Here is a 26323-nt window from a genome sequence, read left to right as displayed (position 1 = left end):
GTATTTAAAAAGAGTTTTTTTGGGTTATAAAAATAATACTAAATAAATTGATTCTACTTACAAATTCGATATATCTAAACGAAATAACGATGCTTACTCTAACTTCAACATTTTCTATCAAACAGTCATTACTGCTGAAAAACATAAACAATCCCTTCTATTTAATTTTACCTTAATTCCTTTCTAATATATTTTTTTATGTAAATTTGATTGGCTAAAAAACAACACAATTAACTAATAACAAAGTCATTGCCTCTTACCATAATTTCAATACAGTTAAATTAATTATCGATTATAAATCATTTTAATTAAGAACCCCCAAATAATTAAAAGGAATGAAAAAATATTTTGCTATAACTTTCTGGGCTATTTATATGCTGTTTTTTGCAATTCCTTTTCCTGTAATTATGTATTATGTCATTAATAGCGAATTTGATGTAAGCACCCTAAAAGATAAAGATCCTTGGTTGGCTATAAGTGTTCTAGTACTGTCTGTACTACTTTGGCTAATTCTTTTAATTGGTTATTTCCAAAAATGGATTTTAAAAATTTTCATTACAAAGAGAAATCTAGAAAAAGTAAAAATCAAGGGAGCAGTACGTGAAGCAAAAATTATAAAAGCAATAAAGACTTCAAAACCTAAAGCGAAATTCAATACCTATGAGCTTGAATTATCGTTTAAGAATCTGGCAAATACAGAAATCACTCATAAAACAACTATTATTGATGGTAAGCCTCATGAACGCCGTTTTGAAGCAGGAAAAAAAATTAGTTTAATTCTCAATAGAGACATGAAACAACCTCCTTACTTTATCATTGCAACCACAACAGCCACAATAAACCTACTAAATCTTGCCTTAAGGATATTAGGTTGGTTACTCCTTTTAGTAATAGTAATCGGTTATTATTTCTATTCATACCAAACCGAAAGCTATGGCATGGGATGGCGTTTTATGAGCTTTGGACATCCATTAATTGTATGTCCCGCAGTACTTCTATTCTATAGATTTCTTGCAAGATTTATTTTCCACAAACTTACCGGCATAAATGACAACTCCCCTCTTATAAAATTTAAAGGCATAAAAACCATGGCGAAACTAGTTAAGGCTAGCCAAACCGGAACCTACATCAATGAACAACCTATGATCCGTTTTGACGTTGAGTATACTGATAACCGCCATCATGTTCATAGAGGTAGCTTAAAAAAAGTTATAGGACTTCTTGAACTCGATATTACTAAGCAAGAACAAATAGAAATTTTTTATTTACCTGAGAATCCAAGTCAAATTGCATTTGCAAGCGACTTAAATAACATCGAATAAAAATGAAAAAATTAATCATCTTAATAATTTGCAGTTGCTTTCTTTTAAGTTGTGAGCAAATATCCAAAAGTATCAGTGATACATTTAAAACTAATGATACAGTAGTAAAAAAAGAAATTGAGAATCCTAGCCCTCAAATACCAGAAAATCCACAACCCGATATTCAGGCAATTATAAATACTGTACTCGAAACACATGCTATAACAATACATAGGCAACAAAATGCCAATGGTAAAAATATAAATCTATTAACAGACTCGAGTGAGCTGCAAAAAGCAGAAGACGATTTAAAAAAATTACCTCAATATGCAGGCAAAGAAATCTTTGTTTACTCTATAGTTTATTTTTATGATTATGGTACTATCAATATTATGCTTCAACATCCTGAAAATCCAAAATATATTGATACGTATGACTATAAAAATGGCAAATGGTCAGAACCTCAGCCTGTACAATTATCGGTTAAAGATGATATAAAAAAGCGTTTAGTTCCACTTAATAAAATAAATTTTACAAATGTTGCTACAGTAACTGCTATTTACAATAAAAAGGCACAAGAAATTGAAGGAGCCAAACCCCTTACGAGTGCATATATTTCGATATGGGATAACCAAATGCATTGGTATCCAACAAATATTAATGGCAGCCGAGAAAGATATTCGATACAATTTAAAGATGATGGAACATTAGAATCGTTTAAACAGAATTAAACCCAATGGATATTATAAATTGATTTTTCTACCTTAAAAAACGACTTATCTTTATATTTTTAAAATGTATTAAGTCCCTTTTATTTTGATTTTGTAATTAAGTTAGTAACTTAAAACAAGCATCATGATTAAATCACTAATTCTATTATTTTCTTGCCTTCTCTTAATCAGTTGCGACCCAGTAAGAGATATCACCTTTATGAATAAAACAGATTCTGATATTAAAATAAAAATCAAATTAAATCCAGAAGCTAAAAATTACACTTCGGATGTTCTAAAAGACAAATCAAATGGGGATTCCATTGTATTTAATTTAAAAAAGAATAATACAGAAGGGATATTTTTTGGCGTTGGAGTTTGGTCAGATCCTGTAATTGATGAGTTTTCAAATTCGATATATAATATTGAGTTTGACACTAAAAACACCAAGACTATTTATAAAACTCCCGAAGCTGTAAAAAAACTCCTGAAAGACAACAGACACGGTTTGCACAAAAATCAAGTTGACATAAATATTAATTAATCATAGCTCTTTTTATACTTCTATAAGACTATAAATCAATACTAACTGGAACTATGTATTTCAAAAGTGAGGTTTAACCGATTCATTTATTCCCAAATGTTTCCAGAAACTCAGTTTTATTTTGGTTGGTATTCATACTTTTGAATTACATAAAACAGACAAAACATGAAAATTTTAATAATAGAAGATGAGGCTGGTTTACGTGAAGTAGTACAACAATCACTTGAAAAAGAAAAATATATTGTCGAAACTGCCCATGATTATATTTCTGGACTAGACAAACTGGGCGCATATGATTATGATTGTATTCTAATTGATATCATGCTCCCTAACGGAAATGGGCTTGACTTACTTTTGGAAGTAAAAAGACAAAAAAAACAAAGTGCCGTTATTATTATTTCGGCAAAAGATGCTGTTGATGATAAAGTAAAGGGACTAGACTTGGGAGCCGATGATTATTTAAGTAAGCCTTTTCATTTATCTGAATTACATGCTCGAATCAAATCGGCAATTCGTAGAAACAATCATAATGGAGATAATTTAATTACTTGGAAAAACGTAATACTCTATCCTGAACAACGAACAGTTTCTATAGATAATAATGAACTAATCCTAAACAGAAAAGAGTTTGATTTACTTTACTATTTTATAATAAATCCAAATCGATTAATTAATAAAACGGCAATAGCCGAATATGTATGGGGTGATCATACTGATCAAGCCGACAATTTGGATTTTGTATATTCCCAAATTAAGAATTTACGCAAAAAACTGAAAGACAGTGATGCCGAAATTGATATTCAGGCAGTTTACGGGATTGGATACAAAATGAATTAATGAAATTACAAAACTATACACTTCGCTATCTAGCACTTACACTGCTTATTGTTATTCCAATTTGGGCAGGGATTTTTTATATGCTAATTTTAGATGAAGTACATGATAATATTGATGATGATTTAAAAAATTCTAAAATCATTATTATCCGACATGCCTTTGCCGACAATAAACTATTGAATTCTCCTGAATTTGGTATCAACAAGTTTACAATAAAACCTCTTCCAAAAGGCAATTATTCTCGAAAAGACGAATTCTCTACTTCTAAAGAATTCATGGAATATGATAATGATAACCAACCCATCCGTACATTAAAAACAGTCTTTAAAGATGATAAAGGCAATCCTTATGAATTAACTATAAAAGCATCAATTGTTGAAGAAGATGAATTACTTGAAGACCTATTTCTAGCATTAATAGGTTTATACATCATGCTTGTTATTAGCATACTAGCCGTAAATCATTTACTTTTAAAAAGAATCTGGAAATCATTTCATATCATTTTAGAAAATCTTAAAGAGATTAAATTAGGGACAGGCAGTCGATTAAAACCGATAAACTCTCCTATAGATGAATTCAATATTTTGGCAAAGGAAGTAGAGAAAATGCTAAATCGTAATGAGATAATTTATTCAAGTCAAAAACAGTTTATCGAAAATGCTTCTCATGAATTACAAACTCCACTGGCAATAAGTATCAACAAACTAGAATTATTTGCAGAGAATAATATTCTTCCTGACGAACAGATGATGGAAATAGGAAAGATAACCGATACATTAAATCGAATGACACGATTGAATAAGTCTTTATTAATGTTATCCAAAATAGAAAACCAACAATTTTCTGAAGAAGAAAATGTCAACTTTAATGAACTCATTATACTACTAACCGAGGACTACGCAGATTTGGCCGAATTCAAGAAAGTAAAAATAACTGTGATCGAAAATGATACGTTGCATTATATAATGAACAAAGGTTTGGCAATTGCTTTAATTAGTAATTTATTAAAAAATGCTTTAATACATAATCATCCAGATGGTTTTGTCAATTTCATAATAAACAAAAATGATATCATAATTTCAAATAGCAGTAATAATCCCCCTTTAAATTCTGAAATGATTTTCGGAAGATTTTATCGACATACCACAACCAATGAGTCTACTGGTTTAGGTTTATCTATTGTGAAATCGATTATAAATAACTATTCAATCACTATCGAATATTTATTTACAGGAAATCATCAATTCAAAATTAGTTTTTATAAAAAGTAGTCTTTTTTCTATGTTTTTCCTAATTGTTTCCAAATTCTGGTTGTACTCTTGTATTAGAATTAAAAAACAAATAATATGAAAACTAAATTAAACTTGGCTATTTGTCTAATAGCAGGATTAGCATTTGGACTTTCTGCAAATGCTCAAAAAACAGTAATCACTAAGGCTGCATTGCCAGCAAGTGCACAAACCTTTTTAAAAACTCACTTTTCAGGACAGGAACCTACTTATATAGTTGAAGACAAAGAAATGTTCTCTAAAGATTACAAAGTTCAGTTTGCAAATAATGTCGAAGTCGAATTTGATGGAAAAGGAAATTGGGAAGAAGTAGATGGAAATCACCAAGCTATCCCTACGACTGTAATTCCTAAAAAAATTATGGCTTATGTAAATACTCACTTTGCCAACACATCAATAACCAAAATTGATAAAGGTACTTGGGGTTATGAAGTAAACTTGAGTAACAATTTAGAATTAGAGTTTAACTCTAAAGGTAACTTTATAAGAATTGACGATTAAAAAATCAATAATTTAATGCTATAATCATGAAAAAAATAATCTTATCTGGCTTTATTGCCTTAGCACTTCTATTCACGACAACATCTTGTAGCAGTGATAATGACGACGACGATAACAATGAATACATAATTAGTGCTGATGATTTACCTAAACTGGCAACTACTTTTGTTACCTCTTACTTTCCTAGCGCTACTTATAAGCAAATAAAAAAACAAAATATTCCTGACTCTGATGGCTCTATTTATGATGTTTTGCTAAGTAATAATTTTGAAATTGATTTTGATATCGATGGAAATTGGATTGATATTGATGGAAATAATCAAGCAATTCCTGTGGAGTTAATTCCCGAAAAAATCAATACTTATGTGAAAGAAAATTATCCGGATCAATCTGTTACTGCAATTGATAATGAAAAAACATATATTGAAATAGACCTTACTAATAATCTAGAACTCATCTTTGATATTGAGGGAAATTTTATTCGCATAGACAAATAAGAATTTAATTAAAAGCAAAATACCGCCTCATAATCTGAGGCGGTATTTTTTTACCAACAAAAAATTAAAAAACTAAAAATACTTACCATAAGGCTTTTTATTCTTTTCTCACAGTTCTAGATTCATCATTTCTATTTATAAATTAGATACTGCTGTCTCATTTTTTTAAAGGCTTGAACACCTTCTTTCCAGCTATTCCTTATCTCTTCTTCTGAGACTCCTGCTTCAATTTGTTGCTGTAATTTTTCATTTCCAGCTCGTATTGAAAACTTTCTCTTATCAAAAAACTTAGATTTATCTGATGTTGTTTGATAGGCTTTTATCAACCATTTGATTTCTAGTTTATCGATTTTGGGAATTGCTGATAAATCCTCTCCATTACATTCTATTCCATTATACAAAGGGTCTTTATCTCCAAAATTTGGTTTGGGAGTAAATGCAAAATTGCTTTTTGGCAAATAGGGAGAACCATAAATCTGAAATTGTTTTTCAGTTCCTCGTCCCATACTCACATTAGTACCTTCAAAAAGACACAAACTAACATATAAGTTTATTGATTGATCATTAGGCAAATTAGGCGAAGGTCTAACTGGCAAACTATAACTCATGCTTCTGCCATAATTCAAACATGGAATAACGGTCAGCTTACATTGAATTCCATCTTTCAGCCATTTTTCTCCATTAATCATTTTAGCTTCTTCGCCCAACGTCATTCCGTGAAGCAAAGGTGTTGGATGCATCCCTATTCCACTTTTAAAAGCAATATCCAAAACGGGACCATCTACAATAGCTATGTTTGGATTGGGGCGATCCATTACAATTAACGGAACATTATTCTCTGCACATGCTTCCATTATCCTATGCATCGTAGAAACGTAAGTATATAACCTTGTTCCTACATCTTGCAAATCAAAAACCATAACATCAATACCTTTTAATTGCTCTGAGTTTGGTTTATTGTTTTTTCCGTAAAGAGAAACAATTGACAATCCTGTTTTTTTATCTATTTCATCTGATACATGCTCACCTGCATCAGCAGTCCCTCTAAAACCATGTTCTGGTGCAAAAATGGTTTTTATCTTTATTTTCTTTTCAACTAAAAAATCCACTAAATGGGTTTTCTTATCAATGATTCCCGTTTGATTAGTCACTATACCAATAGTCTTTCCTTTTAATAAGGGTAGGTATTCTGTATAATTCTCTGCACCTGTTTTTATATTTTGTGCAAAAGAAACCGTTGCAATTAGCACGCAAATTAGTGTTAGCTTTTTCATAGCGTTATTCTTTTTATTTGTTTATTTGTTTCCAAATTTTCGGGCAAAAATCATCTTTATACATTAATCTGTTTGTTCTCGAAGGATTTACACGATTGGTAAGAATGATCAAAAATCTATTGGTATTAGGATTCAGGAAGAAAAAAGTTCCAGTAAAACCAGTATGTCCAAAATCATTTTTGCTGTAAAACTCATCTGGTTTTCGCTTATCAAAACCAAGTCCGCGATAAATTCCCTTTTTGACCAAAGGAGATTTTGTGAACTCTTTAACCACCTTTGCTTTTAAGATTTGCTTTCCTTGATACTTTCCATCATTAAGCAACATTTGACATAGTACTGAAATAGATGCAGCATTTGCAAATAAGCCTGCATTTCCTGAAACACCTCCTAAAATGGCAGCGGCTTCATCATGCACATATCCTTTAATAGTATCCTTTCTAAAAAAGTTATCAATTTCAGTAGGGATAACATCTTGCTCAGTAGTCCATTTCAAAGGATTATATCCAATTTTTTTACTACCTAATTCATTATAAATCCCTCTTGCTAATTGGTCAAGTTTCAAACCTGTTTTTGTCTCCATCATTTGTTGTACAAGTATCAAATTTAGATCACTATACAAATAATTTCCACGAGGATTGGTACTAGCTAAACCTATCTTTTCATAAACTGTTTTATAAAACTCAGGATTCAACCACATGTTTTTATAAATCTGAATGTAATTATCTTTTGGTTCAAAAGACAAATATTTTGCATCGTAAATGATATTCTTATTTACATACATATTGTCGAATAAGACTGGATAATTTTCTGATTTTTGATTACTCAACAACGGTGATCCATCTGAAGTAGAAAGCAAGCTCTGATAAAAAACAATCCCTGATTTTAACCCCGTGGTGTGTGTCAGTAACTCAAAAAGGGTTAAATCGGCAATGGCTGTGTTTTTGTACACTGCAACTACATCTCCCAATTTATCTTCTAAGTTTATTTTATCTTCTCCTACTAACCGCATTGCTACCAATGTTGCTCCCAATACTTTAGACATAGAAGCTAGATCGTACACATCGTCTGTTTTTACTTGTTGTTGTTTTGAATAATCGTGGTATCCATAATTTTTCAATATAAAAACAGAGTCTTTACTTCCTACAACAATTTGTGCTCCAGGAAAAAAACCTTTTTCGAGTGCATTATTCATCATCGAATCGATGTAAACTTCGTTTTTCTTTGTATCGAAAGACTCTTTTGAGTTTTTTAGGGAATGGCAACTAATCCCTAAAAGGATCAAAAAAACAAGTACGATTCTAACTCCTATTTTCTTCATCCTTTTTAAGGGTTAATTCTTAAATCCTGACCTGCCATAATTAGCTCGTTGTTTGTTCCTGTAATCATTATTTTTACTGCTTTTACAGGTTGTTTTGGATAGATAGATGCATTTCCATAATCAAAACTATCTCCCTTTTCAAAATCAATTCCATTATATGAATACTCTACATATCCATCGTTGATTATAAATCTTGGGTGATGCGGTATTCCTGTTAACACATCTATTTTAGATGAAACAACTGGGTTGGTAAAAGTGTATAAAATCCAATCTCCATTTACACATGGTGCATCTGTACGCAAATAGGTTTCTATATTATAATCTTCTAATCTTGTGAATGGAAATTTCGGATTTTCGATCATTGATGAGGTTACTTTTACCTCTGGTTCTATATAAGGTGAGCAATTGAAATTTACTTTCGCTGCGGATTCTTTTTCTTCTTTATTTTCAACCGTAAAGTCTAAACGATAAGTATTTTTATCATTGTAATTATCAATTAAAAATCGCAAACGAGGTTTTGATTTTAATGTTCTATCTTCTAAATAAGTTTGTATTAGTTTATCATTTTCAAAAAGTGAAACTGCTCTTATTACGCCACTAGTTGCTCCGTCTGTTATTGGATTAAAAGTTAAGTACCAAATTCCTTTTTTATCAATGTTCTCCGAAATATTCTCTGAAATATTTAAGGTTTCCACTTTTGAAGTAGTCCAAGTTGCAACTGGCAACTTCTCTACTTTTACAGCTGGACTTGCTGCATCTTCATTAAAAAAAGTACGGAACTGGTATTGCTCGTAATCTTTTGTCTGAATTGGATTTGTATATAAAGGGGATTGTCTCGTAGGTTCGTTTCCTTGTGCATCATAGCGCACAACAGCACCTTCATAAGGTGGCGTTACAGTAATACTACCGCTTTTATAAATTGCTGTAGGTGGAAAATCTCTAAAGGCAATTCCCATATTAGCCAAACGTTGCAAATGGCTATTTGTTAATCTTGCATAAAAGTCATCCCAGTTTTTACCTTCTTTTTGTGTCCATCCAATTTCTGCCAAGGCACTAATCCTTGGATAACTTTGGTATTCTACAAATCGTGTCGGACGGTCTAAATATTCACTCCACAAAGCTCCTTGAACTCCTTTTATCAATTTTTGTTCCTCTGCTGTTAAATCACTTTCTGGAATAGGTTCAAACGAATAGGCTCTTTTTGTGTCGGTAATAGCAGCCCAACGATGGCCACGTTCATTCTCAGACTGTGCCATATCAAAATAAGTATATTGCCCCGGAATCATAATTGTTGGGTGTCCTTTTTTAACAGATTCTATTCCGTAGCTTATACCTTGCCATGCAAAAATTTCTGTTTTAGGGCTTATTTCTCCTCCCTTTAGAATTTCATTCCAACCTGCCGATTTCTTATTGTACTTCTCGACAATTTTTTCTACACGCTTAAAGAAATAATTCTGAAGTTGAAAAGTATCTGTATATCCCTCTTTTGCCATCAAAGCTTTACATTTTGGGCATTGCTCCCAATTGGCTCTGTTTACCTCATCGCCTGCAACATGAATATAATCAAAAGGAAACAATCCTGTAAATTCTCTAATAATTGAATCTAAAATTTGGTAATTTTCTTCTCGACCTACACACCATACATTTTTAACTTCTCCTTGAACACTTTTAGTTTCTTGCGTTGTTACACAACCAATTTCTGGATATGATGCCGTTACTGCACGCGAGTGTCCCGGGATTTCTATTTCGGGCATAATCGAAACGCCACGTTCTAAAGCATAAGCCACAACTTCTTTTATATCCTCCTGTGTATAATACCCTCCATAACGTTTGTTTCCTGAACCATAGGATGGAAGCAATACTTCTCCTGGTCCTCTCCAAGCTCCTTTTAAAGTTAAATCTGGCATTGATTTAATTTCTACTCTCCAGCCATTATCATCTGTAAGATGCCAATGAAAAATATTCATTTTGTGTGCTGCTAACCAGTCGATGTAATTCTTAACGGTTCCTTTATCAAAAAACTGTCTTGATACATCCAGCATCATTCCTCTCCATTCAAAACGAGGATAATCTTCTATTTTCACAAAAGGAATTGTTCCTTTTGTAACCTCTTTTGCAGAACAAATTTGCAGTAAAGTCTGAAAACCATTCAATACCCCGTTTGGAGATTTTCCTTTTACAACAACCCCTTTTTTAGTTACGTTCAATTCATAACCATCATTAGGGATATTCATTTTTTCATCTACCAAAAAGAGTATTGCATTTTTATCCTGTTTATTTCCAATAGAAACTATGGAATTAATTCCTGTGTTTTTTAAAAAACTACTTGCTATATAATCAGCACTTTTTTGTACTTTTTTATCAATAATAATTTTTACTGTTGAAGGTATTACAAACATTTTTTCTTTCTGTTCTATCTTTACAGGCCTCGGAATTATATCCAGTTTTTGAGCCTGTAGTACACTCAGAGAGCTCAAGAAAATGGCAATTAGCAGTATTCTTTTTTTCATTTTTTTAGCTTTTTATTTTATTAAAATTGTATTGGAATGCTTTCAGTTTGTGTTGGACTCAAAGCAGTAATAGCATAGGTATAATCTTTAAAATTAGCACTTGGTACTTCTAATTTTGTAGATGTGGTTACATAGTAAATATTCTCTGAATTAGAGAAATCTGTTATTTTTCCTTTGGCAAATCTATAAATCACAAACTTTTGATTATTTACTCCGGGCTTCCATGTAAGAAGGGTTTTGTCTCCTTTTTGACCAACCGAAGTACTTATTGGTGGCTCGGGTTTTATTCTGGTAATCCTATTTGCTTCAGGTGTCAATGCAATATATTTATACTGCTTTTGGATAATAGGCTTTCTGAGCGTATCTCCCATTCTTTTAAAAACATTTGCCGTAAAATACATCGAACCATCTAGTAAAGGCAAGCTTCGAACCATTTCTATTTGCTTCACAATTTGATCTGGACTTCTCCATTCAACATCATTAGACGTTTTCGAAATCTTATAAATACCATGACCTATATAAACATTTGTGCCGTATTTGTGCTTTGCCCACCACTTAACCAAAACTTCAAAATTAGCTCTATCAAAACCAATGTGCCAGTACAGTTGAGGTGTTATGTAGTCAATCCAGCCCTCTTTTTGCCATTTCAAAACATTAGCATACAAATCATCATAATTCGTAGCTCCTGCCCTAGTGTTTGAACCATCGGAATCTTTGGCTTTATTGCGCCAAACTCCAAAAGGCGAAATTCCAAATTCGACCTCTGGTTTATTTGCAATTATCGTATCTCTTATTTGTTTAATTATCAAGTCTACATTATCTCTTCTCCAGTCCTCTTTATCATTAAATTGGCGAGGTTCTTTTTCAAATGCTACTTGGTCTGGAAATTCTTGCCCCTCGATTCTATAAGGATAAAAATAATCATCCATATGTATGGCTTGGATGTCATAATTTCGAACTATTTCACCCACTACTGAAGAAACAAAATCTCTAGTTTCTTCATAACCCGGATTAAAATATCTTGTTTTTCCATAAGTAACAAATAGCTGTGGTTTCTTAAAATACAAATGTGTTTTTGCAAGTACATCTTTGGTTGTATCTTTTTGTACACGATAGGGATTCAACCAAACATGTACACTCATTCCTCTTTTTCCTGCTTCATCTATCATTAACTGCAACGGATCAAAACCGGGAGCTACTCCTTGAGTTCCAGTTATCCAATGTGATGCTGGTTCTTTGGTCGATTTGTAATAAGCATCAGCCGTAGGACGGATTTGAAAAACTACTGTATTCAGATTATATGATCGTAGATTATCTAAAATCGTTATCATTTCGGCTTTCATTTCTTTGTCTGAAAGACCTGGTTTTGATGGCCAATCAATATTATCTACGGTTGATATCCAAGCCGCCCGCATTTCTCTTTTTGGCGATTCTTGGCTAAAAAGATTGGTTTGAAACAATAGCACTAGAATCAAAAGTTTTATACTTTTCATAATTACTGTTTTTGGTTTATTAATACGTTCTAAAATCATTATAGTCTTTTTAAAAATCTAATCGCAAAGCTGGCAAAGGCTTACGTAAGGTTCGCAAAGTTTTCAAACTCGCCAGTATAGAATGTACTTGTTTTAACTCATCATCTGCCCCACGATTGGTTAAATCTCCTGTTACTACAACAAATTCATTATCCGAATTATTAATTTCTTTTATAATATTTTGCAATAAATAATCATTTTCATTCCCTACAGAAACATGTAAATCAGTAAGCTGTACAAACTTCATGTTTCCTGTTTTTTCTGTTTTTTGAGAAAAGCAAGATGCCATTATAAAAAGGAACAGAATTTTGGAATATAGATATTTCATAAGCTGTTATTTATTTTGTTTAACCTGATTATTAAAAAAATTATAGAAAAATAGCAATTGAAATTTCAAGGAGTTCTCCCAATATTCGATGTTGTGTTTTCCTGGACGTTCTATATAATCGTGGTTTATTTTTAAAGCAAGCATCTTCTCATGGAGCTGTCTGTTTACATCGATAAAAAAATCATCGACACCACAATCAATAATAAGATTTAGCCTATTACTTTCTACTAATTCTAACATTGCAACAACTGTATTTTTATCCCAATTTTCAGGAAATTCAGTTATTGAACCTAGGCGTTTTTTTATATCCCATTTTTCAGAAAATGGACGAAAATCAACTCCTCCGCTCATGCTTCCTGCCGCCCCAAACACTTCCTGATGCTTAAATGATAAATACAATGCTCCATGACCTCCCATACTAAGTCCCGAAATAGCTCTACCTTCCCGACTTGCAATCGTTTTGTATTTCTGATCTATAAACGGAATTAATTCATCGATTATATATGTTTCATATTTAAAAGCAGGATCCATTGGGCTATCAAAGTACCAACTTGAATATCCCCCATCAACACCTATTACTATAAAACCATATTTATCAACCTGTTGTGCTACCTCTTTAAAGCTTTTTACCCATGTTGCATAATTTCCACTATACCCATGAAGTAGATAAACAACTGGCATTTTTTTCTTGTTCTTTTTGTAACTATCTGGAGTAATAACACAGGTTTTTATATTCTTTTTCATTACTGTACTAAAAACTTGTAAAGTGTCTATTTTAGCAGCTTTAGCAGAAAAAAATACGAATATTAAGAGTACTATATAAATTGTTTTTTTCATAAAATCATGGTGTGTTTTTCTTTAAAAAAAAGCAATAAACTTCCTTTAAAATGTATGAAGAAAAAACTTCCCTCATACATTTTACAAAAAATATAAAAATAAAATTTGAGAATTTTATCTCAAACAATCTCTCAAAATTGTCACTGGATGCATTGCTTTTCTATTGGTTCCATCAAAAATCTGATGACGGCAACTCGTTCCCGCAGCTGCTATTGCTGTTGTGGATTCGGTTGTGCGGATTTTTGGGAATAAAGTATCCTCTCCCATTTGCATACTAATTTCATAATGCTCTTTTTCATAACCAAATGAACCTGCCATACCACAGCAACCTGAATTGTAAATGGTAACTGAACAGTTTTTTGGTAAATTCAACATAGCAAATGAAGCTTCAATTGTACTCAATGACTTTTGATGACAGTGTCCGTGAATTTTAATTGTTTTCTCTACATCCGAAAATTGCTCTGAATGAATTTTCTCTTTTGTTATCTCTCTTTTAAAGAACTCTTCAATAGTAAATGTGTTTTTTGACAATTTTTCGGCACTCTCTTTGTCTTTTACTAATCGAATGTATTCGTCTCTAAAAGTCAATATAGCTGATGGTTCTATTCCTATCAACGGCGTACTTTCTGAAATTAAATCCTTAAAAATAGCTACGTTTTTATTGGCTATAACTTGTGCTTCTTCTAGAAACCCTTTAGAAATAAAAGCTCTTCCACTTTCTTCATGATCTATTACAACCACTTCATAACCCAATTTGGTTAACAGTTCATAGGCATCAATTCCAACCGAAACATCATAATAATTCGTGAATTCATCACAAAAAAGATAGACTTTTCCGTTTTCGAAAGAATTCTTATCTGCTGATCTTCTATTCTTTTGATACCATTTTCTAAAAGTCGTTGGTGCTAATAATGGAACTTGCCTTTTTGATGCTACTCCCATTCCTTTTTTAACCAGAGCCAAATTGGCTACAAAATTAGTCATTGATGGAGCAATGCTTCCTAACTTATTAAGTTTAGAATTAAAAGCAAATATTTTATTACGGATTGAAAACCCATTTGCTTTTTGATATTGATACAAGAACTCTGATTTTAAAGTTGCTACATCTACATTACTCGGGCATTCGCTTGCACAGGCTTTACAGCTCACACACAACTCAAATACTTTATACAATTCTTCGTGATCAAATTTATTGTCTTTCTCAGAATGTGTTAAATATTCTCTCAAAGCATTGGCTCTAGCACGAGTTGTATCTTTTTCATTTCGTGTCGCTCGGTAACTCGGACACAAAGTACCTCCAGCCGAAGGTAATTTTCTGCAATCACCTGAACCATTACATTTTTCCGCAGCACGTAAAATCCCCATACTATCTGAGAAATCCTGAATGGTTTTAATATCTGGTTCTACTCTACCCGCTTCTACTCGAAGATTTTCATCCATCTTAAAAGCGTTTACAATTTTTCCAACATTCAGAATTGTATCTGGATCAAAAGCTTTTTTAATTCGTTTTAATAATTCATAATTTTTATCCCCTATCATAAAAGGTAAAAACTCTCCACGAACTATTCCGTCGCCATGCTCTCCACTTAGCGAACCTCTATATTTTTTCACCAAAATAGCCACTTCAGTAGCTATGTTTCTAAATTGGTGTAATCCTTCTTTTGTTTTTAAATTTAAAACTGGACGCAAGTGAATTTCTCCTGCTCCTGCATGTGCGTAATAAATTGCACTTTGCCCATGACTCTCCATCATGGCAGAGAAATCAGCAATATAATTCGGTAAATCACTTAATTCTACTGCTGTATCTTCAATAGAATCTGCCGCTTTATCATCGCCTACAATACTTCCTAAAAGACCAAGACCAGCTTTTCGCAATTCATTAATTTTATCAATATCTGCTCCATAAATTTTAGGTAAAGCATACCCAAAATTATTTTTTCGCAAATCTTCTACCAAAGCATCTGCCTGTGATTCGGCGTCTTCCATACTGATATGCGAACCCACTTCCAGCATAATAACTGCCTTTGGTTCTCCTTGTATAAAAAACCTGTTTTTAGCCTGTTCTCTATTGGTTTTAGTACAATCTAATATTGTATCATCCATCATTTCACAGGTGTACAAATGATGTTTCATTGCAGTAACTACAGCTTCTAAGCTTTCTTGAATAGTATGAAAATGAGCCACAACCATAACATTATTTGTTGGTGGCAAATCATCTACTTTCAATGTAATCTCTGTGGTAAATGCTAGAGTTCCTTCACTTCCACAAAGCAATTTTCCTAAGTTTATTGTGCTTTCTGTACCCGAGAACAGTTCTGATTTTAATAATAAATCAATTGCATAACCTGTATTTCTTCTGTGTATTTCTGGTTTTGGAAATTCTTTTACAATCTCTTCTTGGTTTTCTTTATTAGAAAGCTCTTCGTAAACTGCTTTGTAAATTTTACTTTCAAGTGTGTCTCCCTTTGTCTTCTCTATAAATTCCTCTGAAGACATTTCTTTAAACACAACAGTAGTACCATCACTTAAAATAGCTTTTATCTCGACTATTTTATCTCGGGTAACTCCATAGCGAATGGATGTTGTCCCTGATGAATTATTCCCTACCATTCCTCCAATCATACATCGATTTGTAGTCGAAGTATTAGGTCCAAAAAATAAGCCGTGTGGTTTTAAATATAAATTCAGTTCATCTCGAATTACTCCGGGTTGAACTGTTACTGTTTTTTTAATAGGATCAAAAGCGACAATCTTGGTAAAATGTTTAGAGACATCTACAATTATTCCGTTACCCACCGTTTGCCCAGCCAAAGAAGTTCCTGCTGTTCTAGGTGTTATTGAAATTTTATTTTTTGCTGCAAAGCGAATAATTTTAACAATATCTTCTTCTGTCTTTGGAACCGCCACTGCAACTGGCATAATTCTATAAGCAGATGCATCAGTAGCATATAATTTTTTATGAAGTTCATCATAAAAAAGTGTTCCTTCTAATGAATTGGATAGTTGTTGTAATTGAAGAGAGTCGGACATTTAATTGGTGCTATTGTTTTTTTAAAAATACAAAATAATTAATCTTTATTATCGCCTTTCAAGGTCTTTTTTTGATCTTGTAGGTTTGCAAAATTAAACCTAATTGATCTTAAAAACTTGTTCGGTTTGCGGTAAAAAATCTTGCAGGATTATAATTCTTATAGAAATTACTATTTTGTTAATTGATATCTGGTTATTAGTAGTAAAAACGCTTAAAAGCTTCAATTGCTTCATATTCTGCCAAACCTAAATCATCATACAGTTTTGCTGTGTTTTTATTACGTTCTTCTGCTCGTACCCAAAATTCTCGGGAGTCATTTCCTTGAAACATTACTCTGTCTTTTTGAGATTGATGATACAAGATGGCGTGTCTTTTAATAGTTACTTCGTCTGGACTTAATGGCACAGCCATATCTATCTCATGAATATCCCATTCATGCCAAGCACCTCTGTACAACCATAACCAACAATCGTACATATATGCTTCCGTTTTTAATTCCTTCATTGCTGCAAATATAGCATTCAAGCATACTTCATGCGTGCCATGTGGATCTGCTAAATCTCCTGCTGCAAATACTTGATGTGGTTTTATTTTTGCAATAATATCTCTAACGATTGCAATATCTTCTAATCCCAAAGGATTTTTCTTTATTTGCCCCGTTTCATAAAAAGGGAGATCCAAAAAGTGTGTATTCTCATCTTTTAAACCAATATATCTAGTGGCTGCATAGGACTCACGTCTTCTTATCAACCCTTTTAATTTTCGAACTTCTAACGAATCTACTTGATTCTCTGTCTTATTATTTAGGAAATCAATTACTGTTGAGAAATTAACTCCCTCTATCTCTTTCCCTATAAAATCATTACATACTTCTGCAAACTTTAAGGCCTCATCATCTGTAACAGCAATATTTCCTGAAGTTTGGTACACAACATGCACGTCATGTCCTTGTTTTATTAATTTAGAAAATGTTCCTCCCATCGATATCACATCATCATCTGGGTGTGGACTAAAAAGGATTACTCTTTTTTTAGCAGGATTAGCTCTTTCTGGTCTGTGTGAATCTGAAGTATTTGGTTTTCCTCCTGGCCAGCCCGTAATGGTATGCTGCAAAACATTGAACATATTAATATTCAAATCATAAGCAGAACCTTCTTGAGCCAAAAGGTCAGACATTCCGTTATTGTTATAATCTCTATCAGTAAGTTTTAATATCGATTGTTTGGTTTCTTTACAAAGCCAAACGATTGCTTTACTTTTTAATTCTTGTGTCCAAGTACAACCTCCAACTAGCCATGGCGTTTCGAATCGGGTTAATTCAGATGCAGAAAATTTATCTAAAACGAACGTTGCATTAGAATGGTTTTGTAAAAAAGTAGCGGGAACTTCTGAAGTTATATCTCCTTGGATTGTTCTTTTGATGATTGCTGCTTTATTTTGCCCCCATGCCATTAAAACAATTCTTTTTGATCTAAGAATTGTTGAAACTCCCATAGTAATTGCCCTTTTCGGAACATTATCAATACCATTAAAATCTGATGATGCATCGACTCTCGTAATATGATCTAAGGTTATAATTCTGGTTCCTGAGTTGATATGCGAACCTGGCTCATTAAAACCTACGTGCCCAGTACGACCAATTCCTAATAACTGAAAATCTAGTCCTCCAGCCTCTTTTATCTTCATTTCATAATCAACACAATATTGATTAAGTTCTTCTAGCACAACTGTTCCATCTGGAATATTTACATTTTCAGGCTTAATATCTATGTGGTTAAATAGATACTGATTCATGAAATAATGATAACTCTGACGGTTCTCTTTGGTCATTGGATAATACTCATCCAAATTAAAAGAGATTACATTGTTAAAACTAAGCCCATCTTCCTTGTGCATCCGAACTAATTCTTCATATACTTTTATAGGTGATGAGCCTGTGGCTAGTCCTAGCACACAAGATTCATTCTTAGCTTGTTTTGAACGGATTAATTCGGCTATTTCCTGAGCAACAACTTTTGAAGCCTCAATTGAACTTTCAAAAATCACATTATGATTTTTTTCAAATCGAGTTTCTTCAAATTTCCCAGGTATGTCATAAGCCAAAGAAGAATTGGTTTTCATAATATATCTCTTAGTTAAAAAATTAGTTTAACAAATATATACAAAAAACAAAACGAATACATTATTTTGCGTTATTTAACAAAAATAAATTAAAATACCGTAAAATAATGCAGAAATCATTGATTGAATTTCAGATTACAACACAAAAACGCCAGATTTTCTATATTCTTCCAGTGCTAAATCTTCTGGATCTAAATCAGTCACAATAGTATCTAGCTGGCTAAGTTCGCAAACAACGTGCGGCATTTTTGTATTTAATTTATTTGAAGAAAACATAGAAACAACTCTATCTGAGGATTCTATCATTGCTTTTTTAACAATAGAAACTTCATAGCCTATCTCTGTCAACCCTTGTTTTACATTAATACTACTAGCTCCTATAAAACAAATATCAGCTTTGATCTTAGACAGGACCTGTATTACATCCATACCTATAGTAACCATTGCATTTTTCTGCATTTTCCCACCAATGAATATCAAATCTATATTTGGATGCTGAGACAACTGCATCGCTATTGGCAAGCTATACGTATATATAGTAGCTTTCAAATCAGAAGGAATTAATTTTGCAAAAACCAAATTAGTACTTCCTCCACTCATTATAATAACTTGCCCATCATGCAATAATGACAATGCTTTTGTTACTATTTTTTTCTTCTCTTCTTCAGCCGATATCGCTATATCAAAAACATTAGCAGACTTTTCTGTAGGTTGTATTGCGCCGCCATAAACTTTCTCAAGAAGATTCTTACTGTCTAATTCGTTCAGATCTCTACGTATTGTATCTTCCGACAAATCTAAAGCCAAAGCCAAGTCTGTCGTAACAACTTTTTGATCCTCAAAGAGTCTAGTCATTATATATTTATGTCTTTCGGCTTTTAGCATTTTTTATAAATTAAAGATTTAGCACAAATATATCAAATATTTCAATTCAAAAGCAGAGAGCACCTCAACAACTGCAATAGTTTGCATATTTTAATTACAAAAAACAAAACAAAGCTAATTCAGAACAAAAACTGCATTGTTTTGCGTTATTTTAGTTAATTTTTGAAAATAATTACAATATACCGCATTTATATGCAATAAATAAATATATTTGCTCAACAACCATTAAAAAAACCAAATAATCATGAAAAAATTATTCCTTATTTCATTGTTGGTTTTGTTCATTCAAGTAACATTTGGGCAAACAAAAACAATTACCGGAACTGTAAAAAACAAAGCAGATGGGATTCCTATACCAGGAGTTAGTGTCCTTATTCAAGGAACTGCAAATGGTAGCTCAACTGATTTTGATGGAAATTACAGTATCGCTGTATCCCCAGGACAAAGCCTTAGCTTTAGCTATATGGGATTTGAAACCAGAGTGATAAAATTTGAGGGACAACAAAAGCTCAATGTTGACCTTTCAGAAAGCACTTCAAAATTAGATGAAGTAGTAGTCGTAGGGTTTTCTTCTCAGAAAAAAGCCAATTTAACAGGTGCCGTTGCTTCTATAGATGTTAGTAAAACACTAGGAAGCCGACCGTTAACTGACGTAAGTAAAGCATTGCAAGGTACTACTCCGGGTGTAAATATTAATTTTAACTCTGGAAACATTAATCGCCCTGCAAATATAAATATACGTGGTGCCGGAACTATTAATGGTTCTGACTCTCCTCTTGTATTAGTAGATGGTGTTCCAACTGACTTATCGCTTATTAATCCAAATGATGTGGCTACGATGTCTGTGCTTAAAGATGCAGCTTCGGCTTCTATTTATGGTGCTCGTGCTGCTTTTGGTGTAATCCTTATTACCACAAAGGGAGGTAAAACAGGAGAAGGAAAAGTTAGATTTTCTTATAGTGGAAACACTGCTTTAACCAACCCAATTTCTACACTAGAATTCTTAGACCCAACTGAGGAAATTCCGGGATTAATTGCAGCAGGAACACGTACTGATGGTGCTGTACCAGAATTTTTTGGAGCAAATTACAACACATTACTTACAGGAATTAAAAACTGGAAAGAAAAATACGCAAACAACCGTACTAGCAATGAAATGGTTTATGGCGAAGATTGGGAAATTAAAAATGGTACTCCTTATTTTTACAGAGTTTGGGATGCTAATAAAGAATTATATGCAAGTAATGCTGTTCAAACTTTCCACAATTTCTCTGCACAAGGTAACTTAGGAAACAACAGCTCTTTCTTTGCTTCATTTGGTCTTACTGATCAAAAAGGAATGCTAAGAGTAAATCAAGAAACTAGAAAGAGAACAAATATAAATTTAGGATTCACAACAAAATTAGCCGATTGGCTTACTGGTGATTTCAAAGTAATGACCATTCGTAATACCTACGAACAACCATTTAATTATTATGGAGGTGCCGGTACAGATGATACAGGCTATGGAGGATATCTTGGTTATGCACTTCGCTGGGGACAATACACACCAAATTTTGGTACGTATAGAGGGTATAATTTCCGTACTGCTGGAGGATATTTATCTAATGCTTCTATGAATGAAAATGATCAATATAACAGTAGATTAAGTGCAAAATTCACTGCAGAAATCGCAAAAGATCTTAACTTAATAGCTGAAGTAAGTAGCGTAACTGATTATTATTCGAGAAAACAAAACGGCGGTAAATTTCAAGCTTGGGACAGCTGGTCAGCTATGCCTTATGATGCTACAACAATACAAACAGCAACTCCTACTACTCTTGAAGCAGGAAATGATTTTGTTGCGCAATCAAAAGCAGAATCAAAAACAAATGTGGTTAACATCTATGCTAACTACAAAAAACAATTCAACAATCACAATTTTAAATTCTTAGGAGGTTTTAACTCAGAATGGCAAGATTTCTCACGTACTTATGCAAGAAGAAATACCCTTCTAGACAAGTCTAAACCAGAATTCAACCTTGCAGTAGGGGAACAATTTGTTTCTGGAGCTGCAAATACCACTTTGAATCCAGCAGAAACAAACTATTCAATTGCAGGTTTCTTTGCTCGTGTAAATTATGATTATAACGGAATTTATTTGTTAGAATTGAATGCTCGTTATGACGGTTCTTCTAAATTCCCAACAGATCAACAATGGGGATTCTTCCCATCGGCTTCTGTAGGATACAGAATTAGCAATGAAAAATTCATGGAAAACACACGTGGCTGGTTAAATGACCTTAAGTTACGTGCATCTATGGGAGCAATTGGAAATCAAAACATTGGAAACAATGCTTTCTTATCTGTATTAAATGCTAAAAATCCATCGTGGATTAATAGTGGAGCTGTTTTACCTCCTTCTACTGATTTGCCAACTAATGTTGATCCATCATTAACTTGGGAGAAAGTATACACAAAAGATATAGGTATAGATGTTAGAATATTTGACATGCTTGGTGCTTCATTTGACTTGTACCAACGTGACACAAAAGGAATGCTAGCTCCTGGTATAACTCTTCCTGGTTCATTTGGTCAAACTGCTGCTCAAACCAACTCAGGAAACATGAGAACAAGAGGATGGGAATTGGCTTTGAATTTCAACAAAAAAATAAACGAGAATGCTTCAGTATTTGTAGACCTTGCTTTATCTGACTATAAATCAGTGGTTACAAAATGGAACAATAGCTCAAAATTACTATCTACTTATTATGATGGATATGAAATTGGTCAAATTTGGGGTTTAACAAGTGATAGACTTTTACAATCTGATGACGTGTTCACCAATAATGGCAAAACAGTAAATGGTGTAGACTATTCTAAAACAATAGTTGGTAACTTCAAATACGGAGCTGGAGATGTTCATTATGTAGATACTAATGGCGATGGTGTTATCTCTCGTGGAGCTGGAACTGCAGATGATCATGGAGATCTAAAGAAAATTGGGAACACAACTCCTCGTTACAAATACGGAATAACATTAGGTGGTACGTTTCATGGATTTGACATTTCTGCTTTCTTCCAAGGAGTAGCTAAACGTGATTATTGGGCAGCTTCTGATGCTGTATTGCCTTTTTACCGTTCGCCTCAACAAATGTATGCAAATCAAGCAGACTATTGGACACCAGAGAATACAGGTGCGTACTGGCCTAATCCTTCTTACGCTAGTGAATCTGTTGCTTTTGGAGGTAGTACTAACGGTATGAATAACTTCATTACACAATCAAGATACCTACTTGATATGTCTTACCTACGTCTTAAGAATTTTAGTTTTGGGTACTCTTTACCAAAAGACTTCATCAAAAAGGCAGGCTTAGAAAAAGTAAGAATCTATACTTCAGGAGAGAACTTAGTGACTTGGGCTGATAGCCGTCTACCTGTAGATCCAGAAATTAATGAAACAGAAATCTTCTGGGGAAGAAGTTATCCTTTTACCAAAACATGGTCTTTTGGTGTTGAGCTATCTTTCTAATACTAACTATTCAAAAATTTTAAAATGAAAAAATCAATTATAAAATCTAAATTACTACTGATGTTTGCTACTGCTTTTGTAGCAACAACCTCAGTTAGTTGTGACGACTATTTATCAGATGATCCAGCAGATAAATTTACAAACGAAAACTTTTGGCAATCAGAAGATAACGTAAAGACATTTTCATGGGTTAATTATGATACATTTTATGGTTACGGAAATGGTACAACAATTGGACTTTCCTCTTTTTACTATCACGGTAGCGATTTTAAAGTAGACGATAATCTATCTGCTTTCACTTTCTATCAGATGCCAGTTACAGCAAGTACGACTAATGTTTATTCTTGGAATGAATATTACACACTTATCCGTCGTTGTAATTTAATGCTAGAAAAAATACCTACTGTTCCAATGTCAGAGGCAAAAAAGAATCATTATATAGGAGTAGCTAAATTTTTCAGAGCCTATACCTATTTTCGCTTAGTACAAAAATTTGGTGACGTACCATATACCGATCGCTATCTATCTCAAAATGATCCTGCGGTTTATGCTCCAGCAAAACAAAGAGCAGAAATTATCGATAAAGTTATTGCCGAATTAGAAGAAGCAGCTAACCTATTACTTCCTGTTGACGACAAAAACGTAACCGTTAATAAATATACTGCTTATGCAGCTTTGAGTAACGCTTGTCTTTATGAAGGAACTTACAGAAAATACCATTTGGGTCAAGATGGAAGCGCTTATCTTAACAAAGCAAAAACTGCATCATTAGCTGTAATAAATAATGGTGGGTATAAATTAAACGCAGATTGGAAATCTCTTTATAACTCTGTTGAATTGGCTGGTAATACTGAGGTGATACTTGCAAAACGTTATTTAACAAACGTATTAATGCACTCTCTTCAAAATTATACAAATTCATCAACCATACAATATGGCTTAACAAAATGGGCTGCCGATAGTTATGTAACTACTAATGGATTACCTATACAGCAAGCAGGAAATGCACAATATACAGGTGATGATGATGTTACAAAAACTTTTGCTAATAGAGATCCTCGCTTTGGAAAAACAGTTAACCCTACCAATTATGGCTATAAAGGAAAGCCTTTTAGTACAGCTGCATTGGTTTCTATGTCTGGATATGTGTTTGAATTATACAACAACCCTGCAACAACAGGTCCTGATGTTACAACAGGTGGACGTAATTACACAGACAGTCCATTGTTTACACTAAGCGAAGTATATTTAAATTATGCTGAAGCTTGTGCTGAACTTGGTACTGCTACCAATACAGATCTTGATATGTCTATCAATAAAGTACGTGCACGTGCTGGAATAGCTGCTTTAACTACTGATGGAAGCAATGCTTTTGCTGGCGGTGTTCAAATTAACGACCCAAGAAGAACTTCTACTTTAGAGCAAATTTCTGGAGCTGTTAGCCCTCTAATCTGGGAAGTTCGTCGTGAGCGCCAAATTGAATTCATGAGCTGGACTACTTTAAGACAAATGGACATTTACCGTTGGAAAAAAGGAGATTATTTAGATACTTCTAAAAACTTAGATGTAAATCTTGGAGCGAGAATTGGTACTCCTGTTGGATCACAAACAACTGTAGATGCTAATGGATATGTAAAAATATACCCAACAAGCACTAGAAACTTTGAAGCAAAACACTACTTAATGAATATCCCTACTAATGATATTGATTTGTATAAAGCTCAAGGTGTAGAATTAAAACAAAACACAGGTTGGTAATTACTTAATCTGATAAAATAACAAACTACCTCTGGACATAGACACCCAGAGGTAGTATTATAAAATCATATCTTCGCAAACCGAAGATGTAAATGAAATAATTCGACGAAAATAAAAAGACCTATCTGAAATTGCAGATAAACAGTACCTTTAATAAACTACAACTCACAACAACAATCAAAAAACTGAATACCAATCAATCAATAATTTAAAAACTTTATTTAGTCAATTTCAGCCTTCTAACCACTAAACCGTAAATTAAAATGATAAAATTCATAGCAAAAAGCGCTCTTCTTATAGCAACTGTATTTTACGTTCCATCATATTCGAATACATTTCAGCCAGTTGCAAAAAACAACCTGTTAGAAATCAACAATCCTGGTATTAAAACTGGAGCCGATAATTATGAAAAATACCTGCCTTTATTGAAAGATAAAAAAGTAGGAATCGTAACTAATCAGACAGGAATTTTATCTAACAAAACACATCTGGTAGATTTCTTATTAGAGAAAAAAATTGCTGTTCAAACTATTTTTGCTCCTGAGCACGGTTTTAGAGGAACAGCAGATGCAGGCGAACATATAGTAGATGCAAAAGACACTAAAACAGGACTGCCAATTATTTCTCTTTATGGGGACAACAAAAAACCAAAGGCAGCACAGCTAGCAGGAATCGATGTTATGATTTTTGATTTACAAGACGTAGGAGCACGTTTCTATACCTATATCTCTTCTTTACACTATGTAATGGAGGCTTGTGCAGAAAACGGGATTCCGCTTATGGTACTTGATAGACCAAATCCTAATGGAGGTATTGTCGATGGGCCACTTTTAGAAAAAGAATTCACCAGCTTTGTAGGCATGCACCCTATTCCGTTACTTCACGGAATGACTATTGGAGAATATGCTCAAATGGTTAATGGAGAAAAATGGCTTAAAAATGGAATTCAATGTAAATTGACTGTAATACCATGTCTGGATTATAACCGAAAAATGGAATATAGCTTACTTGCAAAACCATCTCCAAATTTACCCAATGACCAATCTATAAACCTATACGCAAGTTTATGTCTTTTTGAAGGTACTAATGTGAGTATGGGACGTGGAACCGAAAAACAATTTCAGATTTATGGTTCTCCCTATTTAGCAAAAACAAATTTCAGCTTTACTCCTAAACCAAATTTTGGAGCCAAAGATCCCCTATATAATGGAAAAGAATGTTTTGGTGAAGATCTAACAGCTTATCCTAAACTAACACGATTAGAACTAAAATGGCTAATTAAAGCCTATCAAAATACTTCTGATAAAACGAAATTCTTCAATCCCTTTTTCACAAAACTAGCTGGAACAAAAAAATTACAACAGCAAATTGAAAGTGGAATTTCTGAAAGCAAAATAAGAAAGAGCTGGCAAAAGGATTTAGAATCTTTTAAAAAAATGCGCATGAAATATTTAGTCTATTAAAGCAATGCCCTTATTTATTATAGAATAAAATCAGACTAAAACTCAATGAAATAGTACCATTGAACCCATCAAAAAA

Annotated in this window: 19 protein-coding genes; 10 read left to right on the top strand and 9 right to left on the bottom strand. The window is 33.1% G+C overall.

The window, feature by feature from the left end; genetic code table 11:
- Positions 1-335 precede the first annotated feature (335 nt).
- From LNQ49_RS16465 to LNQ49_RS16435, 7 genes are all read left to right on the top strand, one after another.
- Positions 336-1322 carry a hypothetical protein gene (locus tag LNQ49_RS16465; protein WP_229990115.1) on the top strand — a complete coding sequence of 329 codons (987 nt, stop codon included), beginning with the start codon at positions 336-338 and terminating at the stop codon, positions 1320-1322.
- A gap of 2 nt (positions 1323-1324) precedes the next feature.
- Positions 1325-2032: a hypothetical protein gene (locus LNQ49_RS16460; RefSeq protein ID WP_229990114.1), complete on the top strand. Its 708-nt coding sequence runs from the start codon at positions 1325-1327 to the stop codon at positions 2030-2032.
- Positions 2033-2156: 124 nt separating this feature from the next.
- Positions 2157-2555, top strand: a complete 399-nt coding sequence (locus LNQ49_RS16455) for a hypothetical protein (RefSeq protein ID WP_229990113.1) — start codon at positions 2157-2159, stop codon at positions 2553-2555.
- 165 nt (positions 2556-2720) lie between these two features.
- The gene (locus LNQ49_RS16450) at positions 2721-3392 is read left to right on the top strand and encodes a response regulator transcription factor (RefSeq protein WP_229990112.1); all 672 of its coding nucleotides are present in this window, start codon (positions 2721-2723) and stop codon (positions 3390-3392) included.
- Positions 3392-4663, top strand: a complete 1272-nt coding sequence (locus LNQ49_RS16445; protein WP_229990111.1) for a sensor histidine kinase — start codon at positions 3392-3394, stop codon at positions 4661-4663. The genes LNQ49_RS16450 and LNQ49_RS16445 overlap by 1 nt, the downstream gene beginning before the upstream one ends.
- A gap of 75 nt (positions 4664-4738) precedes the next feature.
- Complete coding sequence (locus LNQ49_RS16440) at positions 4739-5182, top strand: PepSY-like domain-containing protein (protein WP_229990110.1); 444 nt, start codon at positions 4739-4741, stop codon at positions 5180-5182.
- Between the two features lie 26 nt (positions 5183-5208).
- Entirely contained in the window at positions 5209-5679 is a 471-nt protein-coding gene (locus LNQ49_RS16435; RefSeq protein WP_229990109.1) for a PepSY-like domain-containing protein, read from the top strand.
- Between the two features lie 131 nt (positions 5680-5810).
- Here the strand turns inward: LNQ49_RS16435 and LNQ49_RS16430 are convergent, their stop codons facing one another.
- From LNQ49_RS16430 to LNQ49_RS16390, 9 genes are all read right to left on the bottom strand, one after another.
- On the bottom strand, positions 5811-6953 hold the full coding sequence (locus LNQ49_RS16430; protein ID WP_229990108.1) for an exo-beta-N-acetylmuramidase NamZ family protein: 1143 nt from the start codon (positions 6951-6953) through the stop codon (positions 5811-5813).
- A 13-nt stretch (positions 6954-6966) separates the two neighbouring features.
- The gene (locus tag LNQ49_RS16425) at positions 6967-8271 is read right to left on the bottom strand and encodes a serine hydrolase domain-containing protein (RefSeq protein WP_229990107.1); all 1305 of its coding nucleotides are present in this window, start codon (positions 8269-8271) and stop codon (positions 6967-6969) included.
- A gap of 5 nt (positions 8272-8276) precedes the next feature.
- Positions 8277-10781 carry a beta-N-acetylhexosaminidase gene (locus tag LNQ49_RS16420; protein ID WP_229990106.1) on the bottom strand — a complete coding sequence of 835 codons (2505 nt, stop codon included), beginning with the start codon at positions 10779-10781 and terminating at the stop codon, positions 8277-8279.
- A 20-nt stretch (positions 10782-10801) separates the two neighbouring features.
- Positions 10802-12274, bottom strand: coding sequence for a glycoside hydrolase family 10-like protein (locus tag LNQ49_RS16415; RefSeq protein WP_229990105.1), 1473 nt, complete (start codon positions 12272-12274; stop codon positions 10802-10804).
- A gap of 49 nt (positions 12275-12323) precedes the next feature.
- Entirely contained in the window at positions 12324-12641 is a 318-nt protein-coding gene (locus tag LNQ49_RS16410) for a metallophosphoesterase family protein (protein ID WP_229990104.1), read from the bottom strand.
- Between the two features lie 6 nt (positions 12642-12647).
- A complete protein-coding gene (locus LNQ49_RS16405; RefSeq protein ID WP_229990103.1) occupies positions 12648-13478 on the bottom strand; it encodes an alpha/beta hydrolase in 831 nt (276 codons plus the stop codon).
- Positions 13479-13592: 114 nt separating this feature from the next.
- The gene (locus LNQ49_RS16400; protein ID WP_229990102.1) at positions 13593-16508 is read right to left on the bottom strand and encodes an FAD-binding and (Fe-S)-binding domain-containing protein; all 2916 of its coding nucleotides are present in this window, start codon (positions 16506-16508) and stop codon (positions 13593-13595) included.
- Positions 16509-16704: 196 nt separating this feature from the next.
- Entirely contained in the window at positions 16705-18630 is a 1926-nt protein-coding gene (nagB, locus tag LNQ49_RS16395; protein WP_229990101.1) for a glucosamine-6-phosphate deaminase, read from the bottom strand.
- 135 nt (positions 18631-18765) lie between these two features.
- The gene (locus tag LNQ49_RS16390) at positions 18766-19515 is read right to left on the bottom strand and encodes a DeoR/GlpR family DNA-binding transcription regulator (protein ID WP_229990100.1); all 750 of its coding nucleotides are present in this window, start codon (positions 19513-19515) and stop codon (positions 18766-18768) included.
- A gap of 244 nt (positions 19516-19759) precedes the next feature.
- On the opposite strand from LNQ49_RS16390, the gene LNQ49_RS16385 reads away from it, so the two are divergent.
- The 3 genes from LNQ49_RS16385 (at position 19760) to LNQ49_RS16375 (ending at position 26247) form a co-directional block, all read left to right on the top strand.
- Positions 19760-23026 (top strand): SusC/RagA family TonB-linked outer membrane protein, encoded by a 3267-nt coding sequence (locus LNQ49_RS16385; protein WP_229990099.1) that lies wholly within the window; start codon positions 19760-19762, stop codon positions 23024-23026.
- Positions 23027-23050: 24 nt separating this feature from the next.
- Complete coding sequence (locus LNQ49_RS16380) at positions 23051-24784, top strand: RagB/SusD family nutrient uptake outer membrane protein (RefSeq protein ID WP_229990098.1); 1734 nt, start codon at positions 23051-23053, stop codon at positions 24782-24784.
- A gap of 263 nt (positions 24785-25047) precedes the next feature.
- Positions 25048-26247 (top strand): exo-beta-N-acetylmuramidase NamZ family protein, encoded by a 1200-nt coding sequence (locus LNQ49_RS16375; RefSeq protein WP_229990097.1) that lies wholly within the window; start codon positions 25048-25050, stop codon positions 26245-26247.
- The last annotated feature ends 76 nt before the right edge of the window (positions 26248-26323 follow it).

Origin of the sequence: Flavobacterium pisciphilum (assembly GCF_020905345.1) — a bacterium.
GTDB classification, from domain to species: Bacteria; Bacteroidota; Bacteroidia; order Flavobacteriales; family Flavobacteriaceae; genus Flavobacterium; species Flavobacterium pisciphilum.
The sequence above is the reverse complement of the archived record's forward strand: the minus strand, read 5'-3'. Positions and strand labels throughout refer to the sequence as shown.

Excerpts from the sequence above, each read along its gene's own strand:
- LNQ49_RS16465 (WP_229990115.1), top strand. The coding sequence starts at position 336 with ATGAAAAAATATTTTGCTATAACTTTCTGGGCTATTTATATGCTGTTT.
- LNQ49_RS16460 (WP_229990114.1), top strand. The coding sequence starts at position 1,325 with ATGAAAAAATTAATCATCTTAATAATTTGCAGTTGCTTTCTTTTAAGT.
- LNQ49_RS16455 (WP_229990113.1), top strand. The coding sequence starts at position 2,157 with ATGATTAAATCACTAATTCTATTATTTTCTTGCCTTCTCTTAATCAGT.
- LNQ49_RS16450 (WP_229990112.1), top strand. The coding sequence starts at position 2,721 with ATGAAAATTTTAATAATAGAAGATGAGGCTGGTTTACGTGAAGTAGTA.
- LNQ49_RS16445 (WP_229990111.1), top strand. The coding sequence starts at position 3,392 with ATGAAATTACAAAACTATACACTTCGCTATCTAGCACTTACACTGCTT.
- LNQ49_RS16440 (WP_229990110.1), top strand. The coding sequence starts at position 4,739 with ATGAAAACTAAATTAAACTTGGCTATTTGTCTAATAGCAGGATTAGCA.
- LNQ49_RS16435 (WP_229990109.1), top strand. The coding sequence starts at position 5,209 with ATGAAAAAAATAATCTTATCTGGCTTTATTGCCTTAGCACTTCTATTC.
- LNQ49_RS16430 (WP_229990108.1), bottom strand. The coding sequence starts at position 6,953 with ATGAAAAAGCTAACACTAATTTGCGTGCTAATTGCAACGGTTTCTTTT.
- LNQ49_RS16425 (WP_229990107.1), bottom strand. The coding sequence starts at position 8,271 with ATGAAGAAAATAGGAGTTAGAATCGTACTTGTTTTTTTGATCCTTTTA.
- LNQ49_RS16420 (WP_229990106.1), bottom strand. The coding sequence starts at position 10,781 with ATGAAAAAAAGAATACTGCTAATTGCCATTTTCTTGAGCTCTCTGAGT.
- LNQ49_RS16415 (WP_229990105.1), bottom strand. The coding sequence starts at position 12,274 with ATGAAAAGTATAAAACTTTTGATTCTAGTGCTATTGTTTCAAACCAAT.
- LNQ49_RS16410 (WP_229990104.1), bottom strand. The coding sequence starts at position 12,641 with ATGAAATATCTATATTCCAAAATTCTGTTCCTTTTTATAATGGCATCT.
- LNQ49_RS16405 (WP_229990103.1), bottom strand. The coding sequence starts at position 13,478 with ATGAAAAAAACAATTTATATAGTACTCTTAATATTCGTATTTTTTTCT.
- LNQ49_RS16400 (WP_229990102.1), bottom strand. The coding sequence starts at position 16,508 with ATGTCCGACTCTCTTCAATTACAACAACTATCCAATTCATTAGAAGGA.
- nagB (WP_229990101.1), bottom strand. The coding sequence starts at position 18,630 with ATGAAAACCAATTCTTCTTTGGCTTATGACATACCTGGGAAATTTGAA.
- LNQ49_RS16390 (WP_229990100.1), bottom strand. The coding sequence starts at position 19,515 with ATGCTAAAAGCCGAAAGACATAAATATATAATGACTAGACTCTTTGAG.
- LNQ49_RS16385 (WP_229990099.1), top strand. The coding sequence starts at position 19,760 with ATGAAAAAATTATTCCTTATTTCATTGTTGGTTTTGTTCATTCAAGTA.
- LNQ49_RS16380 (WP_229990098.1), top strand. The coding sequence starts at position 23,051 with ATGAAAAAATCAATTATAAAATCTAAATTACTACTGATGTTTGCTACT.
- LNQ49_RS16375 (WP_229990097.1), top strand. The coding sequence starts at position 25,048 with ATGATAAAATTCATAGCAAAAAGCGCTCTTCTTATAGCAACTGTATTT.